We start from the raw sequence: 18,643 nt of genomic DNA, 5'->3' as shown, positions 1-18,643 counted from the left end.
CTACATCCAGGAGCGGCGGCCTGATTCTGCGTGCCACAGCGCTTTGTCAGCCAGCGCTGTGGCAACCGCATAAGGAATGTATGGTATGGTGATACTGCCGCTGGCCAGAATAAAATGCACGTTGGCCAGCCCTCTTCGCTGCATCAGCACACTTTGAGTCAGTGCCACCTGCTGAACCTTAAAGAGTGTAAAACTGTAGCGGTCAATCCCTGCCATACCTTTTCTGATATAACAGTAAGTATCATCGCAGGCGAATCCCCATCGCCGCCAGCGCAAATAAATCCCTGCACAGGCGAGCATAAAAGCCGGAATGGTGACAAGGAAAATGTGCCAGCCTTCACGGGCATAGCCCATGGCCGACACCAGCGCACAGGCAGGCAGTGCCAGTGTCAGGATCCAGCGACTGATAAAGCGGGTGCTGATCCTGCTATAGCCGGTGTGATACACCTTGTTATCCGGCATTGCATCTGTAGCCAGAGCCTGTGCCTCAGCAAGTGTGACGGACGGCACCAGCATCTTGTGAGTCGCATGTAATTCCTGCTCCTGTTTGTCACCGGTCTTATTCTGCTCAAAAAAGAAATTAGCTCGCTTAAGCAGATAATCCAGCCAGTCCTGTCTGACGGAAATCATCTGTATACGGGACTCACGCATACTGACTTCCTGCAAACTGAACAGCCCTGAACGACGGATATACCGGTCCGATGTGCGTGTGAGCGTGTAGTTATAATACGTGATCACCGAGCCGGCTACCGACACCATGGCCATCACACTGAGGATCAGCAGCATGGTGGAAATGACATACAAACCGACCTGCCACCAGAGTACTTGCTGGTCAGCGAACAGTGCATCCATGGATAACCCGAGATCATCCACAAAGTCGTAAACAAAACCGGATATCTCGTCATAAAAAGGCGTCAGTGCACCAAGCAGGATCCACACCCTGTTATTGGTCAGTCCGTGAATGATGAGATCGGAAAGGCTGCGGCGATTAATCACCTTCTCATCATCCGCTAGCGGTGACGTCGCGGTGTCAACTGCCTCTGGCTTGTTGTCCTCTGTGGTCCTGGCCTGATGCTGTCTGCCGGAGATCAACACCGCCTGACGGAGCTGCTGCGCATAATCCCGTTCTACGGCAACAATTTTAGCTTCCTCGCCGGATGAACCTGCTGTATCTAGCACCACCACGGTGTAATGGGTAAGGCGAAAGTAAAACGGTTGTTCAATTTTTACATTCTGAATGCGCCAGAACGGCAGATTAATATTGCGACGCCTGAACAGCCCGCTACGTATTTCAATGTGTTCATTGCGGATGCGGTACTGATAAAACCAATAACTCACAACGCCACTGACGATAGTTGCCAGAAAGATAGCCACCATGACGGGTATAAACCAGAACGACTGCTGATAGTCAAAGCTGCTGGCAGACCAGGCAAGTACAGAAAGCACCACAATAAACTGGCGGATAAAACTGAGAACATTGGAGACAATGAAATAGATAACCGCAACCGGTGCCAGTCTGCGCCAGTTAACGCCGGTGGAGACAGCGGCTTCCTGTTGTGACCGCATCAGCGCGCTCCCACATCCTTGTGATCAAGAATGAACTGGCGGATTTTCTGTGCCTGAGCCACGGGCAGGCCCGGGATTTCAAAGGTATGCCCTGCTCCACCGGCAGAAAAGACCTGCAAAGTTGCCAGTCCGGCCAGCCTTTCCAGCGGACCGCGCTTGAGCTCAATATGCTGTATGCGAAGTACCGGCTGGCAGGTGATGCTGCGGAATATCAGTCCCTTGTGAACAGATAAATCCTGCTCTCTGAGTGAGAACTGCAACAACGGATCAGCAAGCCAGTGATAAACACTCAGCAGTCCCCACAAGGCTGCGAGACCCGCCGTCACGAATGGCCAGGCAAATAACAGTCCTTCCGGCAATGTGACAAAAGGCTGAAAGCGGATGAAGTTTACGACCACCAGAAGGGTGATGAAGATTGCCGCCGCGATAGCAAGATTCAGTGTTCTGTAACGCGGCGACAAAGGCTCATAAACCAGCGTGTCCAGAGACGGCAGTTGGTCTGCAGAGACAACCGTATTTGAAAAGGCTTCACCTTCCGTGGTCATGCTTTGTATCAGTCCTCAATCATTTGTGAGTTAAGCCACTCTTGCAGTGCTTTCATGTCGTGAGCAACTGCCATCTGAAGCTCCTCAACCCAGTCATGCACATTTTGCCACCATGCAGGGTGATCCCCCTGCTGGATCTGATTGGCAATGCGTTGCACACGGGCAAGACCGACAGAGCCGGCGGCACCTTTTATTTTATGGGCCTGAGAACACACTTCAGACTTTTCGTCAGCACTCAGGCTTAACTGCAGAATTTCCATGTACTCCGGCATTTTATCCTGGAACACTTTTACGCTGGCGCGGACCATATCTTCACCAATGGTATCCACCAGCATTTGCAGCAATTCAATATCCAGAATATTGGACAGCGCTTTACTGTTATCAGTTTTCTTAGGCTTGTTTTCCACTTCTGTATGCAGCGGTGCGGCCGGTTCAGCAAATAAACTGTTGAACACCTCAATCACACGGCTCTTCTTGATAGGTTTGGCGATAACGTCATCCATACCGTTTTGCAGGTACTCTTCACGCTTTTTAATCACGTTAGCCGTTAATGCCACCATCGGCGTACCCATAACCAAATCTTCATCGCGCAGCGTGTTGGCCACATCAAACCCTGTCATATCCGGCAACTGAATATCCAGCAGGATAAGGTCGTAGTGATTTTCGCGGGCCTTATCGATCGCTTCCTGACCGGTCATGGCCACATCGACTGTCTGACCTAATTTCTCAAGCAGCGCTTTTGCCACCATCACATTCAGCTCAATGTCTTCCACCAGCAGAATGTTGAGATCGGTCACCAGCAGTTTGGAAACCTGCATAGGACGGTTAGAAATCTGTAACGGCAGCTCAATTTCAAAGCGTGTGCCCTTGCCGACTTCTGACGTAACGCGGATATCGCCGTTCATCAGATCGACCATTTGCTTACAGATAGCCAGACCGATACCGGTACCTGTTGCAGACTGATGATCCGGATGGTCTACCTGATAATACATGGCGAAAATTTTCTCAATTTCGCTGTCAGGGATCCCCACACCTGTATCTTCTACCACGTAGGTCACCACAGTCATATTGTCTTTTGCCGGCGTTGCCGACACACTCAGTTTCACATTCCCTCTCTGCGTAAACTTCACGGCATTAAACAGAATGTTCCACAGGATCTGACGCAGACGGGTACCGTCAACCTCCACCAGTTGCGGTAACGGCTCCTGAATATCGGTTACCAGCTCCAGCGATTTGTCTGCCGCTAACAGACGGATAATGCTGGACAACTCCTGGGTGAAATCACGCAGCGATACCGTTTTCAGGCTGAGCTCAAGTTTATCCCGGTCCAGCTTATCCAGATCGATGATGTCGTTGAATATATTGCCCAGTGTAATTGCGCTGGCATAAATAGTACTGACCCAGTTGAACTGCTCTTCACTCAAATCCGTGTCGCGCAGCATACGGCTTAAACCCACAATGCCGTTCAGTGGCGTTCGCAATTCGTGAGAAATCGTGGCAATGAAACGGGTCTTATCGGTACTGGCTTTCGCAGCGGCATTCTCGGCCTGTTTGCGCTCTGTCATATCCCGGCCAAAAGCCAGCAAACCTAAACGTGTGCCTTCGTTATCAAAAAACGGTACCCGCTTCATTTCGAAGTAACGGCGTTTTCCGTCAGCAAAGCGCAGCCACAACTCTTCGGTCATGCTGGCATTGGTTTCCAGCACTTCATGATCAGAGGCAACAATCTGGCGGGCCAGTTCTTCTTCAAACACATCATGTAAGGTCAGGCCTACCAACTCAGCTTCGGACTTCCCGGTGAGCATTTCCGCAATGCGGTTACAGCCGGCAAAACGCCCTTCTTCATTACGGTAGTAAATCAGATCCGGTGAGGCATCGATGATAGAACGCAGCAGGGTAGATAAGTGTCGTGCCTGCTGTTCTGAAAAAGACTTCTCTTCAATCTCTTTTTCAAGATCTTTAAACACCGCTTCACGGTCGTCCTGCGCTTTTCGGCGCTGTTCCATCTCATGGTTAAGCTGGCGGATATTGCTTTGCAGTTCGCGGTTAAGGAATACATCTTCCTCACGCAAACGTTCTAGCTGGCTGACCACTTCTTTTAAGTTCGTGCGGGAAGTTTCCAGTTGTTTAACCAGTTCACTTAAGAAGTAAAGCACCCAGGGGGCTGACATCATGGTAAGCACAACAGCGATAATAAAATCGTCAGGTTGAACCTCATTGCCCATGGTCACCCGGATGACGTATGAACCGCCAAGGGTGAAAACCAGCGTAACAACAACAAACAGCAAACTTAGTTTCAGTGTGCCAAAGCGCTTTATAAACTGCGCAAACTTTATCGCCCACGAATCATTTGGAGAATCTTGATGCATAACGAACGTACTGCAATTTCTAAATAACTAAACTTACAGCACTTATAACACGGTCGCGTTGGAAAACCCACAAATCTGCCTGCACGTTATACTAATTTGTGACACTCCGGTGACTATCCTGACATATTCACTGACGGGCAAAATTCGTCATAGCGATAATTCCCTTCATTTATATGGATACGCCCGGTGACTTTGCTAATGCTCCGGCACAGAGGTATATTAGATTTTATCTGGTCGGGCTTGGCGGGTTCTGACAGGTTGCCGTAAAAGTGATATTCATTCAGCCACACCCTGCATTTCCATATAAATAAACATTTTTTATGAATGATTATTCACAATTAACCTCTTATTCTTTTTTGGACTTTAGTATAAACATACTAATTTGATAAAAAAGTGAGCGTTCAGCTCAAAATCCAATCAGCGGCGATTTCAAATTAAGATGTTGATTTAAAATGATTTTATGTAACTTATTCAAAATACATAAGGTCTTCACATTTTTATCATTTGATTTTATATGCCAATGTATGTATTTTGTACGGCCCGCTAAGCAATAGTGCATAAAAATGCGGTTAACGACTGGCGTCCTACTAATAATAATTAACGACATAAAAAGGCGCTTAGAGTATGGTGAAAACTGGCTCGTAAATAGACGTCTACACTAATGTTGCGATGCGTGTCCTGCGCGGAACACGATCCAACACATGCCTTGTCCAGTCGAAGGTTGAAGGAGTTTTTAAGATGAGTTTATATAATCCCAATGATTCCCGGGATAACTGTGGCTTTGGTCTTATTGCCCACACTCACGGGGAAGCCAGCCATAAACTGGTAACGACTGCAATCCAGGGCCTGGACAGAATGCAGCACCGTGGCGGTATTGCTGCCGACGGTAAAACCGGTGACGGCTGCGGATTGCTACTGCAAAAACCGGATGCCTTTTTTCAGGCTATCGCCGACGAGAACGGCTGGAAGCTGAGTAAGAAATATGCCGTAGGCATGATTTTTTTGAGTCAGGACGACACACTGGCACAAGCTGCCAGAGACATTCTTAACGAAGAGCTGGAAAAAGAAACACTGAATGTTGTGGGCTGGCGCAAAGTGCCGGTAAACCACGATGTATTAGGTGAACTGGCTCTGACCGGTGTACCGCAGATTGAGCAGGTTTTTGTGAATGCTCCTGCGGGCTGGCGTAAACGCGACGTAGAACGTCGTTTGTTTATGGTTCGCCGCCGTGCCGAGAAACGTCTGGAAAAAGACAAAGACTTCTATGTAGCCTGTTTATCCGGCTTAGTCACCATCTATAAAGGTCTGGTGATGCCGAAAGATCTGCCTGCCTTCTATGCAGATTTGGCTGACGAACGTCTGAAAAGTGCGATTTGTGTATTCCACCAGCGCTTCTCTACCAACACATTACCTAAATGGCCTCTTGCGCAGCCTTTCCGTTTTCTTGCGCACAATGGTGAAATTAACACGATCAAAGGTAACCGTGACTGGGCGATGGCCCGTACCGGTAAGTTCTCAACGCCTTTGATTCCGGACCTGAAAGATGCTGCACCTTATGTAAATACAACAGGTTCTGACTCATCTTCTCTGGATAACATGCTGGAATTATTCCTGGCAGGCGGCATGGACTTATTCCGTGCAATGCGTCTGCTTGTGCCACCAGCGTATCAAAATAACAAAACCATGGACGAAAGCCTGCGTGCGTTCTACGAGTTTAACTCAATGCACATGGAACCATGGGACGGTCCTGCCGGTATCGTACTGACAAACGGTCGCCACGTTGCCTGTAACCTTGACCGTAATGGTCTGCGCCCTGCCCGCTACGTGATCACCAAAAATGGTTTCATCACGCTGGCTTCAGAAGTAGGTATCTGGGATTACAGCGAAGCTGACGTGGTAGAAAAAGGCCGCGTTGGTCCGGGCGAAATGCTCGCCGTTGATACCTATAACGGTAAGATCTGGCGTTCCAATGAAATCGACGCAGAGCTGAAAGACCGTCACCCGTACAAAGAGTGGCTGGAAAAACACATCCGTCACCTGACGCCAATTGAGCAGATGGATTCTTCTGAATTAGGTAAGCGTGTCTTCGATGACGACACCATTGAGGTTTACCACAAGCTGTTCAACTACAGCTACGAAGAAATTCAGCAAGTGGTGAAGGTTCTGGCCAAAGATGGTCAGGAAGCAGTGGGCTCTATGGGTGACGATACCCCGATGGCCGTTCTGTCTTCGAAGTCCCGTACTGTTTATGACTACTTCCGTCAGCAGTTTGCACAGGTTACTAACCCGCCAATCGATCCGCTGCGTGAGAATCACGTCATGTCGCTGGCTACCTGTATCGGTCGTGAGCAGAACGTATTCAGCGAAACTTCGGGTTACGCCGACCGCGTATTGTTCTCATCGCCGGTGCTGGTTTATACCGACCTGAAGCAGTTGCGTGAGTTTAATCCGGATAACTACTATTCAGAGAAAGTTGACCTGCAATATAAACAGGAAGAGGGCTTGCGTAAGGCCATCGAACGTATCTGTAACGAAGTGGAATATCTGGTTAAACAGAAGCGTGCTGCATTCGTTATTCTGTCAGACCGCAACATCAAGAAAGACAGACTGACCATTCCTGCCGCTATGGCGACCGGTGCGGTGCATCGTCGTCTGGTTGAAAAAGCACTGCGTTGCGACGCAAACGTTGTGGTTGAAACTGCTTCAGCCCGTGACCCGCATCACTTTGCTGTACTCATTGGCCTGGGTGCAACGGCTGTTTATCCGTTCCTTGCCTATGAAACTATTGAGCAACTGTGCGAAAAAGGCGAGCTGACCTGCTCTGTCACAGACGCAGTATTGAATTACCGTAAAGGTATCAATAAAGGCCTGTATAAAATCATGTCAAAGATGGGTATCAGCACCGTGGCCAGCTACCGCTGCTCCAAGCTGTTTGAAGCCATCGGTGTCAACAAAGATGTGGTTAACCTTTGCTTTAACGGCGTACCTTCACGTATTCAGGGTGCCGGCTTTGAAGATTTCGAACAGGATGCGATTAACCTTAACCGCATTGCCTGGCTGAAGCGTAAGCCTCTGTCTCACGGTGGTCTGCTGAAATATGTTCACGGCGGCGAGTATCACGCCTACAACCCGGATGTGGTGAAATCACTGCAAACTGCAGTGGTTTCCGGTGAATACAGCGATTATCAGGTTTATGCAAAACACGTCAATGAGCGCGCACCAGCACACTTCCGTGACTTGCTGAAGCTGAATTCGCCCAATGAAGCCATTGATATCAGCGAAGTCGAAGGGGCGGAAAAACTGTTCCCCCGTTTCGATACCGCAGCGATGTCTATCGGTGCATTGAGCCCTGAAGCCCACGAAGCGCTTGCCATTGCAATGAACCGCTTAGGTGGCCAGTCGAACTCTGGTGAAGGTGGCGAACACCCTTCCCGCTTTGGCACAGAAAAGAACTCTAAAATTAAGCAGGTGGCTTCCGGCCGCTTCGGTGTAACCCCGCACTATCTGGTTAACGCAAATGTTATCCAGATCAAAGTGGCACAGGGTGCAAAACCGGGCGAAGGTGGTCAGTTGCCGGGTGACAAGGTTAACAAGTACATTGCGCAACTGCGTTTCTCTGTACCTGGTGTAACCCTGATTTCACCACCACCTCATCACGATATTTACTCTATCGAAGATTTGGCTCAGCTTATTTTTGACCTTAAGCAGGTTAACCCTACCGCCCTGATTTCAGTGAAACTGGTATCAGAGCCGGGCGTAGGCACTATCGCTACCGGTGTAGCGAAAGCGTATGCTGACCTCATTACCATTTCCGGTTATGACGGTGGTACAGGTGCAAGCCCGCTGACGTCTGTTAAGTACGCCGGCAGCCCCTTCGAGCTGGGTCTGGCGGAAACACAACAGGCACTGATTGAAAACGGTCTGCGTCACAAAGTACGTGTACAAACCGACGGTGGTCTGAAAACCGGTCTGGACGTTATCAAAGCAGCCTGTATGGGTGCTGAAAGCTTCGGTTTCGGTACTGGTCCGATGGTCGCGTTAGGCTGTAAATACTTGCGAATTTGTCACCTGAACAACTGTGCGACAGGTGTTGCAACTCAGGATCAAAAGCTGCGTGAAGAACACTTCATCGGCTTGCCTGAGATGGTAATGAACTACTTTAAGTTCATTGCTCAGGAAGTGCGGGAACTTATGGCCGCAATGGGCGTACGTAAGTTCGATGAACTGGTAGGCCGCACTGATCTGTTGAAAGTTATCGACGGCATTTCAGCGAAACAAAACAAACTGGATCTGTCACCACTGCTGGCAACCCCGGTTGAAGGCGAGCATACCCGTCTGTTCTGTTCAGAAACCACTAACCAGCCGCTGGATAAAGGTGAGCTGAATGCGAAGATTCTGGACGATGCCCGAAACGCTGTGCGTGAAGGCAAAGGTATCCGTCTAAGCTACCCAATCCGCAACACTGACCGTTCAGTGGGCGCCATGTTGTCTGGTGAAGTCGCCAAACATCACGGAAACCATGATATGGAAGATGTGCCGGTTGAAATACAGTTTACCGGTACTGCGGGCCAGAGCTTCGGCGTATGGAACGCAGGTGGTCTGCACATGCGTATTGAAGGTGATGCCAACGATTACGTGGGTAAAGGTATGACTGGCGGTAAGCTGGTTATCTATCCGCCTAAGAACATCAGTTTCGATGCACATAACAGTGCCATCATGGGTAACACCTGTCTGTACGGTGCTACCGGCGGTAAACTGTTTGCTGCCGGCCGTGCCGGTGAACGTTTCGGTGTGCGTAACTCAGGCGTAACCGCCGTGGTTGAAGGTATCGGTGACAACGGTTGTGAATACATGACCGGTGGTATTGTTGCTGTACTGGGCCCGGTTGGCGTTAACTTTGGTGCCGGTATGACAGGTGGCTTCGCTTACCTGTACGACGAAAACGGTGACCTTGATAACCGCGTTAACCCTGAACTGGTTGAAATCATGGATATTGGCGACAAGGCCATTCTGTCAGAGCACTTACGTGGTCTGATTAACCAGCACTATGAAGAAACAGGCAGTGAACACTCATTGTCATTGCTGACGAACTTTGCTGAGTCGGTAAAACGCTTTAAGTTAATTAAGCCGAAAACCAGTGACGTTAAAAACCTGTTGGGCCATATCAGCCGTTCGAGTGACGAGCTGCGGATCCAGGCGCAATAAGAGAGGTAGGTGAAGTAATGGCTAAAAATGTATACCAATTTGTTGACGTTGAACGGATTGACCCGCCGAAAAAACCTATCATGGTGCGTAAGGGTGAGTTCGCTGAAATTTATCAACCGTTAACGCAATCACAAACCGAAGGCCAGGCAGACCGCTGCCTGGACTGCGGTAACCCTTATTGCGAGTGGAAGTGTCCGGTTCACAACTACATTCCGCAGTGGCTGAGTCTTGCGAATGAAGGTCGTATTATTGAAGCGGCAGAACTTTCTCATAAAACGAACAGCTTGCCGGAAGTTTGCGGCCGTGTCTGTCCGCAGGACCGTTTATGTGAAGGTGCCTGTACGCTGAATGACGAGTTCGGCGCTGTGACTATCGGTAGTATTGAAAAATACATCACCGACACCGCCTTCGAAATGGGCTGGCGTCCGGATATGTCTGACGTAGTCTGGACAGACAAGAAAGTCGCTATCGTTGGTGCCGGTCCTGCAGGTCTTGCCTGTGCAGATATTCTGGTACGTAACGGTGTGAAGCCGGTTGTTTTCGACAAGTACGAAGAAATCGGCGGCCTGTTAACCTTCGGTATTCCTTCGTTCAAGCTGGAAAAAGACGTAATTAAACGTCGTCGTGAAATTTTCACCGAAATGGGTGTGGAGTTCAGACTCAATACTGAAATCGGTAAAGATATCGACTTCCAGGCGCTGCTTGATGAATACGATTCAGTGTTCCTCGGTATGGGTACGTACAAGTCCATGCAAGGCGGATTCGACAATGAGCACGTTGAAGACGTTTTCGATGCCCTGCCGTTCCTGATTGCGAATACTAACCGTGTAATGGGGCTGGAAAAAGATCCTGCTGATTTTGTCGACATGAAAGACAAAACCGTTGTTGTGCTGGGTGGTGGTGATACCACTATGGACTGCGTACGTACGTCTATCCGTCAGGGCGCAAAACGCGTAATTTGTGCTTATCGCCGTGATGAAGAAAGCATGCCCGGTTCACGCAAGGAAGTACAGAACGCGAAAGAAGAAGGTGTGGAATTCGTCTTCAATGTACAACCGCTGGATATCGCGCTGACCGGTGAAGGCACTGCAGCCGGTGTTAAACTGGTTAAAACTGAAATGGGTCCGCCGGACATCAACGGTCGTCGTCGTCCTGTTGAGGTGGAAGGTTCAGAGCACGTGCTTGAAGCGGATGCGGTTATCATCGCCTTCGGTTTCCAGCCAAGCCCTGCCAGCTGGTTTGCTGACTACGGTATTATCCTGGATGAAAAGGGTCGTGTTATCGCCCCTGCCGGTGGTAAGTACGCTTATCAGACTGCTAACCCGAAAATCTTCGCCGGTGGCGATATGGTTCGGGGCAGTGATCTGGTTGTAACCGCCATTGACGAAGGCCGTAAAGCGGCCGACGGCATCATGGATTACCTCGGCGTTTAATACGGCTCAAAGCAAAAAAACGAAAGCCACGGGATGAGAATTCCGTGGCTTTTTTCGTTTCTGAAGATCAACCGCCGATACTTGAGTGTGTGCCGGTATACCTATGCTTTATTGCCGGTTAAGGGGTTCTTGCCTATAGTTTTACTCATCTGTTAAGCATCCATTCCGCTTAATAAAGGGAGAGTAAAAATGAACAAAAAGACGTGCAGTATGATTGCAGCGACTCTGCTGTGTACGGCTTCGTTATCTGTGGCTGCAGCGCCTGACACATCCGCCTGTCCGGCAGACTTTCACACGCTGACCATGCCGGATGACGCAAAGCAATGTCAGGTTTTCGACAGCGGACTGCCTGCCACGCTGGTGTTTTATTCCGCGACACCACAGCAAACACTCATCGACTACTACACGGCGCAGTATCCCGGTATGCAGGTCGCAGCAACAGTACAGGGCAGAACGTTACTCACTGCAGCTAACGACAGTGTGCGGGTTATCATTTCCCCTGATCACGAAGGTTCTCAGGTAGATATGATGATTGTTAAGGCCAACTGAGACCTGTCAGCCTCTTCCCAGCTCCTCTGTGCCGGACGCTCTCCCGACCTTGCAAATTTTTAGCGGTCTGGCACTTCCTTTGCAAAATCCAGCTTGTTGACTAATTCACGACACAAAACGTCACTTTTTTGACGTATGTGATTTTGCTTTCGCGGGGATCAATATGGAACTGGCTATAATTTTAATGATGTTACTGATTGTGGTGGCTCTGGGCGCCATGAAATTGTCGGACAGCGGTGTAAGCTTTCCTTTTCGCAGTAAACCTCAGCTGTTCACACCGGTAGAACATAATTTTCTGAAACTGATTGAGCAGGCGGTGGGCCGTGAATTCCGCATCGTCTGCAGGGTACGCCTGAGCGATGTACTGGCAGTAAGAGCTAAAGCCAGTAAAAAACAAGGCTCCAGCGCCATGTCACGGGCGTCGTCAAAGCAACTGGATTACGTATTATGTGACCGCGACGACATGACGCCTGTTATGGCTATCGACCTTGTTTATAACGATGGCAAGAACAAATACAAATCCCAGCGCGACTTTTTTGTCAGCGGCGCGCTGGATGCAGCAGGATTGCCTCATGTGCGCATTAAGGTGAAAACCGGTTATACCACTGAAGAGATCCGCGAATGTATCGAAAGCAAGCTGGTGCCTTACCGCCGCAAACAGCAACGTATTGCACAGGCGCCGACGCTTAACCCTGCACCGAATAAACGCCCGACACGTCCGGTGCGTTCAAGCCGGGCAGCGGCTGCTTAATTTACCTTTTACTCTCCGGGTCGGTATTCTCCCCAAGGTACCGACCCATTTTCCCCTAATTTCTGTCAGTTTCTTCACTTTCATATTACCATTAACAATCATGACTTAACGGACCCGCGCACACCCAGTTCGCCGGGCGGTACATCGACGGAACATATTTATGAAAATCGGTATTCTTGGCGCAATGGATCAGGAAATTGCACTGTTACAGGCATCTCTGACAGATTGTGAAACCCGACAGTGGAAACATCTGACCTTTTACACCGGCACCCTGCATGGCGCTGAAGTCGTGCTGGTAAAATGCGGTATTGGTAAAGTTGCTTCAGCCCTTGCCACAACAGCACTTATCGAGCAATACACGCCTGATTATGTTGTTAATACCGGTTCAGCCGGCGGCTTCGATCCGGCGCTGAATATCGGTGATGTGGTCGTCGGCAGTGCAGTGAAATATCACGATGTGGATATTACCCATTTTGGTTATGAACTTGGGCAATGTGCCGGTATGCCGCCACAATACGACTGCGATCCCCGGCTTGTTGAAGCTGCTACCGCCGCGGCACAGGACATCACCCATATCCAGAACACCACTGGCATGATTTGTACCGGCGATTCCTTTGTCGGTTCAGATGAAGCGGCACAGAAAATTAAAGACACTTTTCCGGCAATGAAGGCCTGTGAAATGGAAGGCGCAGCCATCGGACAAACCTGTTTTATGCTGGAAACACCGTTTCTGGTGATCCGTTCTTTGTCTGATATCGCCGGCAAGACATCATCAGTGTCCTTCGAGGCATATCTGGAAACCGCAGCGAAGCACTCTGCTGAACTGGTTATGGGAATGATTGCCCGTTTAGCCTGAGCATAGTGTTAAGCATGGACGCCCTGCTCCACAGCCCCTTATTACAAAATCTCGCCCTGCTGTTGGTGGTTATCGCCATCGACAGCCTTTGGCGCTGGCCTCCCAAATACCACCCGTTAACCGTATTCCGCCTGCTGGCGGCCGGGATGGCGACAAAAGTAAAACCCAAATCCACTGACAGCCCTTCCCAACACCGGATATCCGGCGCACTGGGTGCCATTGTACTTATCGTGCCTTTCACTGTGCTTACCGGTTTGCTGGTTACCATGGCTGAATATCCGCTGTTTTTCGAAGCAGTCATTTTGCTCTGCGTCATGGACTTCGCTCAGGTGAGATGGCACTACAATGCTGTCGTCACCGCCCTTGGCAGAGAAAAGAAAGTCCTTGCCAGAGAAATGGTGTCCCACTTCGTCGCCCGCGACTGTGCTCGTCTGTCAGATATCGGTATTGCTAAAGCTGCCATGGAAAGTTTACTGCTCAGGTTCTGCTACCAGTTTTGCGGTGTGGTTTTTTGGTTTCTGATTGCCGGTCCGGTGGCAGCACTGCTGTATCGTCTGCTGCTCTTATTCAGCTGGCAGTGGCACTGGCGAAACCCCGGCTTCTACTGGTTTGCCCTGCCCGTTCGCAGGGTCACCCGGCTGCTCTCGCTGGTCCCTGCATTTACCGGTGCAATATTACTGGCACTGTCAACACATCCGGTTGCCGGATTTAAAGCGCTCTCACAGGCAAGATCCAGAGACAGCACCTCACTGCTGCTGGCGTTATGTGGCGGGAGCTTAGGGATCCGGCTGGGTGGCCCGGCCATTTACTCAGGGAATATGATCCGGTACAGCCGGGTCGGCGGTCACCGCGAGGTGCGCTTTTCAGACATGACACATTGTCGTCAGGCTGTTACCAGAGCGGTTTTACTGCTGCTGGGGATCACTGTTGTGATCTTTTCTGCCCTGCACGCACTATATGCTTTTTAATACTGTGCTAACTGCCCGGGATGTAAAAGGGTTCTGCACGCCTTGTTCAGATAGTGTACACTGCACCGGAAACACAAGTTAAAACAGATATACGGAACATAGTGACGGATAACCTCATGCGCAAAATCATTGTTGTTTCTGCTCTTATTATCGTTGCCGTTGTTGCAACAACCTTTTACTGGCCAAAAGAAGCCGAAGCCGACGGATTCCGCTCAGTTCAGGCAACGCCTTTCATGCTGGAAAAAGTGAAAGCCGACGAGTGGTTACTCATCGACGTGCGTACTCCGCAGGAATACGCTGACGGCCATATTCCCGGCGCCATCAACATGCCTCACGAAGCCATCGGCGAGTATGTGGAACAGCTGAATGATGCCAAAGACAAACCTATCATTATTTACTGCCGCTCCGGGCGTCGGGCGCAAATAGCAATGCAGATGCTGGAACAGAAGCAGTTCACCGGTATCAGTCACCTTGAAGGCGATATGCTGGGCTGGACAGAAGCCGGTTTGCCCGTAGAGAGAATGTGATTGCTTGCCTGTATGGCAGAAACCGGATTAAGCTGGTAGTATTCCGCGCTTTCATTTTAAGCAGATATGTCAATGCAGATAGATATTGCTACGCCGGCCATGTTGTTTCCGGCGATTTCACTGTTGCTCCTGGCTTACACGAACCGCTTCCTGACACTGGCAACGATAATCCGTAACTTTGCCCGTGAAAACCGCGACGAAAACACACAGGCGCAAATCCGTAACCTGCGCCAGCGCATTTTATTCATAAAACGCATGCAGATAGCCGGTGTTGTCAGCTTTTTCCTGTGTGTCTTATCCATGCTTGCCATTTACCTGACGTATCAGCTGGCCGGAAACTGGATATTCGCCTCCAGTCTGGTGTGTCTGATGTATTCATTGTGGATGTCTGTGCGGGAAATCCTGATCTCTGTTGAAGCACTGGATTTCCATCTGGATGGCATAAAAGATAATAAAAAATGAAAAACAATAAGCCATCAGCCAGCGATATTACTTACGTCCCCCTTGCGCCGGAGCACTTTGAGGGCGTGTTGTTATTAGGCAACCGCATTCAGGGTGACGGTTATCTGTCTCATTTCTCTCTGGAAGAAATGTATCATAAGGGCTGGCACGACAATATTAATGCCAGCTACGTTGCTCTGTACAACGGTGAGATCGCCGGATTCAGACTGACCTTTGCCCACTCCCAATGGCAGCCTGACGAATGGTGTTCTGTGGCAGAGTGGCCGGTGGATCCGTCACGGGTGTGTTATTTCAAATGTAATACGGTAGACGATCGTCTGCAGGGATGTGGCATTGGCAGCCGGTTGCTGGAAATCGCCACACAAAAAGCGAAGGAACAGGGTGCCCTGGCGGGCCTGGCCCATATCTGGCTGGGTAGTCCGGGTAACAGTGCCTTTCGTTATTTCAGTAAAAACGGCGGTAAACTGATTGCCAGACACCCCGGAAAATGGCGTTATGCTTCCATCCATGAAGGCTATGATTGCCCTGTTTGTCCCGGTTATTGTGAATGCGAAGGGGCAGAAATGATGATTGTATTTCCGTAATCAGCCACTGCCCGCTACGGTAAATACACATCAACAGCCATTAAAAAACCCGCAATCATGCGGGTTTTCTTATTTCTGCGGCGGACACCGGAAAATTATGCTGTCAGTGTAACTCTGGCAAACTTACGTTTACCCACCTGATACACGGCTTCACCTGCATCTGTGATCACCAGACGGGTATTTTCGACTTTTTCACCGTCAATCTTCACCGCGCCCTGCTTAATCATACGCATGGCATCAGAGGTAGAACCCACCAGCCCCGCTTCTTTCAGCAGGTTACCGATGGCAATGCCGTCAGCTTCCATAGCAACAGACACTTCCGGCATGTCATCAGGGATGGCGTTTTTCTGGAAACGCTGAATAAAGTCCTGATGCGCGCCTTCTGCTGCAGCTTCGTCGTGGAAACGGGCGATGATCTCTTTTGCCAGTTCGATTTTGATATCACGGGGGTTCGCACCGGCTTCAACCTTCGCTTTCAGTTCTGCCACTTCTTCAAGAGGACGGAAGCTCAGCAGGTCGTAGTAACGCCACATCAGATCATCAGAAATCGACATCACTTTACCAAACATATCGTTCGGCGCATCAGTAATACCGATGTAGTTATTCAGCGATTTAGACATTTTCTGCACGCCGTCTAAACCTTCCAGCAGTGGTACCATCACTACCGCCTGCTGGCTCAGACCGTTCTCTTTTTGCAGCTCACGGCCCATTAACAGATTAAAGCGCTGATCAGTACCGCCCAGCTCAACATCTGATTTCAGTGCAACAGAATCATAACCCTGAACCAGCGGGTACAGGAATTCGTGAATAGCGATTGGCTGACCACCGTTGTAACGCTTTTTGAAGTCATCACGCTCAAGCATACGGGCTACCGTCTGGCTGGCCGCCAGTTTGATCATACCAGCCGCACCCAGTGCATCCATCCACTCAGAGTTAAAACGAATCTGCGTTTTCTCTTTATCGAGGATTTTGAATACCTGTTCCTGATACGTTTTAGCGTTTTCCAATACCTGTTCTTTGCTTAAAGGCTTGCGTGTCACGTTTTTACCGGTAGGATCACCGATAAGACCGGTGAAATCACCGATCAGGAACACAACGTTATGGCCTAACTGCTGAAAGGTGCGAAGTTTATTAATCAGGACGGTGTGACCCAAATGTAAGTCTGGTGCCGTAGGATCGAAACCAGCCTTGATGGTCAGCGTCTTGCCTGACTTGAGTTTTTCAATTAACTCTTCTTCAGGCAGGATCTCATCCGTACCCCGTTTAATTTCAGCTAAAGCGGTTTGCCAATCGGTCATGCTCGTTCCACACTTATTACATTTACTGGGAAAATTTAATCGGGGCATTTTACGCATCCCGGTGAACCTTTGAAAGACTTGACCGTCAAAAATCGGCTTCCTGTGCGATCTAATCATGAAATTACAGGTGCTTTGGTGGAAAGTCGTGCTGTAACACGATATTCTCAGGCTGGGCAGTAATATGAGATTGAAATTTACCGTGGTTCTGAAAACATTCAAAAATCTTCCCAAACCACACCGGACCGGATTGGTGATCGCCAGTTTTTTACTGGGTGGTCTTATTCTTCTTCCTTCTGAACCGGTCGAAGCAAGTCGTCATCAGGAATCCCTGATTTTAGACGCAGGTGTGCGTTACCCTGTTGCGCTTTCAGTCATTGAAACGCCGGAAATCTATGTCGAAGAAGACGAGGGTAGCTGGGAAACATTCAAAGTGGGTCGTGGCGACACACTGGCTAAAATATTCAAGCGTGCAGGTTTTTCTGCCCGCGATACTTATGACGTGACTCAGGCAGGCGAACTGGCAAAAACCCTGGTCACACTGATTCCGGGTGACGAGTTGCAGTTGCGCGCAGGTGAAGATGGCAGTTTTGACGGACTGCGTTACGCCATTTCTTATAAAGAAGCGTTGCTTATCAAGCGCAATGCTGAAGACGATGGCCTCACCGCTCAGCTGGAAGCGAAAGAAATCGAAACCCGCTACAGCTTTGCACAGGGTGAAATCGACTCCAGCTTCTGGAATGCCGGTGTTGATGCCGGTCTGACAGACAATCAGATCATGCACCTTGCGGGTATTTTCGGCTGGGATATTGACTTCGCTATGGGTATCCGTCAGGGCGATTTGTTCAATATCGTGTATGAAGAAAATTATATCGACGGCGAATTTGTGGGCTACGGCGATATCGTTGCCGCTGAATTTGTGAATCAGGGTGAGCGCTTTGTTGCTATCCAGCATGATGACGGCAATTACTATACGCCGGAAGGCCGTAGCATGCGTAAAAGCTTTTTACGTGCGCCGATTAACTTCAAATACGTGAGCTCTAACTTTACTAAAGCCCGTTTCCATCCGGTGCAGAAACGCTGGAAATCTCACAACGGTACAGACTACGTGGCAGCCGTCGGTACGCCAATCATGGCCGCCGGTGACGGTAAGGTTATTGAAGCGTCGTATAACCGCTTTAATGGTAACTACGTGTTCATTCAGCATGGTGAGAAATACGTTACCAAATACCTGCACCTTAAAAAGCGTGGTGTGAAGCGTGGTGACACGGTGAAACAGGGCCAGACAGTAGGCTATCTTGGTTCAACAGGTATGGTAACCGGCGCTCACCTTCACTATGAATTTCTGGTAGATGGTGTACACCGTAACCCCAGAACCGTAGAGTTGCCGAAAGCGCGTCCTATCGACTCATCAGAAAAAGACGCCTTTATGAAAATTGCTGAGGTACGCTTAGGTCAGCTGGATAACACCAAGCGTCTGATGCTGGCGATGAAATAAGCCTGTCGCGCAGACAATGAACATACTGAAAATGC

14 protein-coding genes are annotated in these 18,643 nt (G+C 49.6%); 10 read left to right on the top strand and 4 right to left on the bottom strand.

From position 1 onward, the window contains the following. From ACXAGR_RS00950 to arcB, 3 genes are read right to left on the bottom strand one after another with little or no spacing between them, the layout of a single operon-like run. A complete protein-coding gene (locus ACXAGR_RS00950) occupies positions 1-1,566 on the bottom strand; it encodes a PH domain-containing protein (protein WP_474843120.1) in 1,566 nt (521 codons plus the stop codon). Continuing rightward, complete coding sequence (locus ACXAGR_RS00945) at positions 1,566-2,111, bottom strand: PH domain-containing protein (protein ID WP_474843122.1); 546 nt, start codon at positions 2,109-2,111, stop codon at positions 1,566-1,568. Before ACXAGR_RS00945 ends, ACXAGR_RS00950 begins: the two co-directional genes overlap by 1 nt. Positions 2,112-2,119: 8 nt before the next feature. Then, the gene (gene arcB / locus ACXAGR_RS00940; RefSeq protein WP_474843124.1) at positions 2,120-4,480 is read right to left on the bottom strand and encodes an aerobic respiration two-component sensor histidine kinase ArcB; all 2,361 of its coding nucleotides are present in this window, start codon (positions 4,478-4,480) and stop codon (positions 2,120-2,122) included. Between the two features lie 738 nt (positions 4,481-5,218). On the opposite strand from arcB, the gene gltB reads away from it, so the two are divergent. The 9 genes from gltB to ACXAGR_RS00895 all read left to right on the top strand — a co-directional run bounded on the left by gltB (position 5,219) and on the right by ACXAGR_RS00895 (position 15,815). Then, positions 5,219-9,685 carry a glutamate synthase large subunit gene (gltB, locus tag ACXAGR_RS00935; protein WP_474847560.1) on the top strand — a complete coding sequence of 1,489 codons (4,467 nt, stop codon included), beginning with the start codon at positions 5,219-5,221 and terminating at the stop codon, positions 9,683-9,685. A 17-nt stretch (positions 9,686-9,702) separates the two neighbouring features. Next, positions 9,703-11,118 carry an FAD-dependent oxidoreductase gene (locus ACXAGR_RS00930; RefSeq protein WP_474847558.1) on the top strand — a complete coding sequence of 472 codons (1,416 nt, stop codon included), beginning with the start codon at positions 9,703-9,705 and terminating at the stop codon, positions 11,116-11,118. 189 nt (positions 11,119-11,307) lie between these two features. Then, positions 11,308-11,667, top strand: a complete 360-nt coding sequence (locus ACXAGR_RS00925) for a hypothetical protein (RefSeq protein ID WP_119502285.1) — start codon at positions 11,308-11,310, stop codon at positions 11,665-11,667. 163 nt (positions 11,668-11,830) lie between these two features. Further along, a complete protein-coding gene (locus tag ACXAGR_RS00920; protein ID WP_119502286.1) occupies positions 11,831-12,418 on the top strand; it encodes a DUF2726 domain-containing protein in 588 nt (195 codons plus the stop codon). Between the two features lie 160 nt (positions 12,419-12,578). Further along, positions 12,579-13,274: a 5'-methylthioadenosine/adenosylhomocysteine nucleosidase gene (locus ACXAGR_RS00915; RefSeq protein ID WP_119502287.1), complete on the top strand. Its 696-nt coding sequence runs from the start codon at positions 12,579-12,581 to the stop codon at positions 13,272-13,274. A 14-nt stretch (positions 13,275-13,288) separates the two neighbouring features. Next, positions 13,289-14,242, top strand: a complete 954-nt coding sequence (locus ACXAGR_RS00910) for a cobalamin biosynthesis protein CobD/CbiB (RefSeq protein WP_474843130.1) — start codon at positions 13,289-13,291, stop codon at positions 14,240-14,242. A 116-nt stretch (positions 14,243-14,358) separates the two neighbouring features. Then, positions 14,359-14,769, top strand: a complete 411-nt coding sequence (locus ACXAGR_RS00905; RefSeq protein ID WP_474847556.1) for a rhodanese-like domain-containing protein — start codon at positions 14,359-14,361, stop codon at positions 14,767-14,769. Positions 14,770-14,841: 72 nt separating this feature from the next. Further along, positions 14,842-15,231 carry a DUF2721 domain-containing protein gene (locus ACXAGR_RS00900; protein WP_119502290.1) on the top strand — a complete coding sequence of 130 codons (390 nt, stop codon included), beginning with the start codon at positions 14,842-14,844 and terminating at the stop codon, positions 15,229-15,231. After that, positions 15,228-15,815 carry a GNAT family N-acetyltransferase gene (locus tag ACXAGR_RS00895; RefSeq protein WP_474847554.1) on the top strand — a complete coding sequence of 196 codons (588 nt, stop codon included), beginning with the start codon at positions 15,228-15,230 and terminating at the stop codon, positions 15,813-15,815. The genes ACXAGR_RS00900 and ACXAGR_RS00895 overlap by 4 nt, the downstream gene beginning before the upstream one ends. 95 nt (positions 15,816-15,910) lie before the next feature. Here ACXAGR_RS00895 and tyrS read toward each other — a convergent pair whose 3' ends face one another. Then, on the bottom strand, positions 15,911-17,113 hold the full coding sequence (tyrS, locus tag ACXAGR_RS00890; protein WP_474847552.1) for a tyrosine--tRNA ligase: 1,203 nt from the start codon (positions 17,111-17,113) through the stop codon (positions 15,911-15,913). A 181-nt stretch (positions 17,114-17,294) separates the two neighbouring features. Between tyrS and ACXAGR_RS00885 the strand changes: the two genes are divergently transcribed. After that, positions 17,295-18,608 carry an OapA family protein gene (locus ACXAGR_RS00885; RefSeq protein ID WP_181013633.1) on the top strand — a complete coding sequence of 438 codons (1,314 nt, stop codon included), beginning with the start codon at positions 17,295-17,297 and terminating at the stop codon, positions 18,606-18,608. The last annotated feature ends 35 nt before the right edge of the window (positions 18,609-18,643 follow it).

Source organism: Alteromonas sp. ABH4_457, from assembly GCF_056160625.1.
Note: the sequence above shows the minus strand (reverse complement) of the source record. Positions and strands in the feature narration are given on the sequence as shown.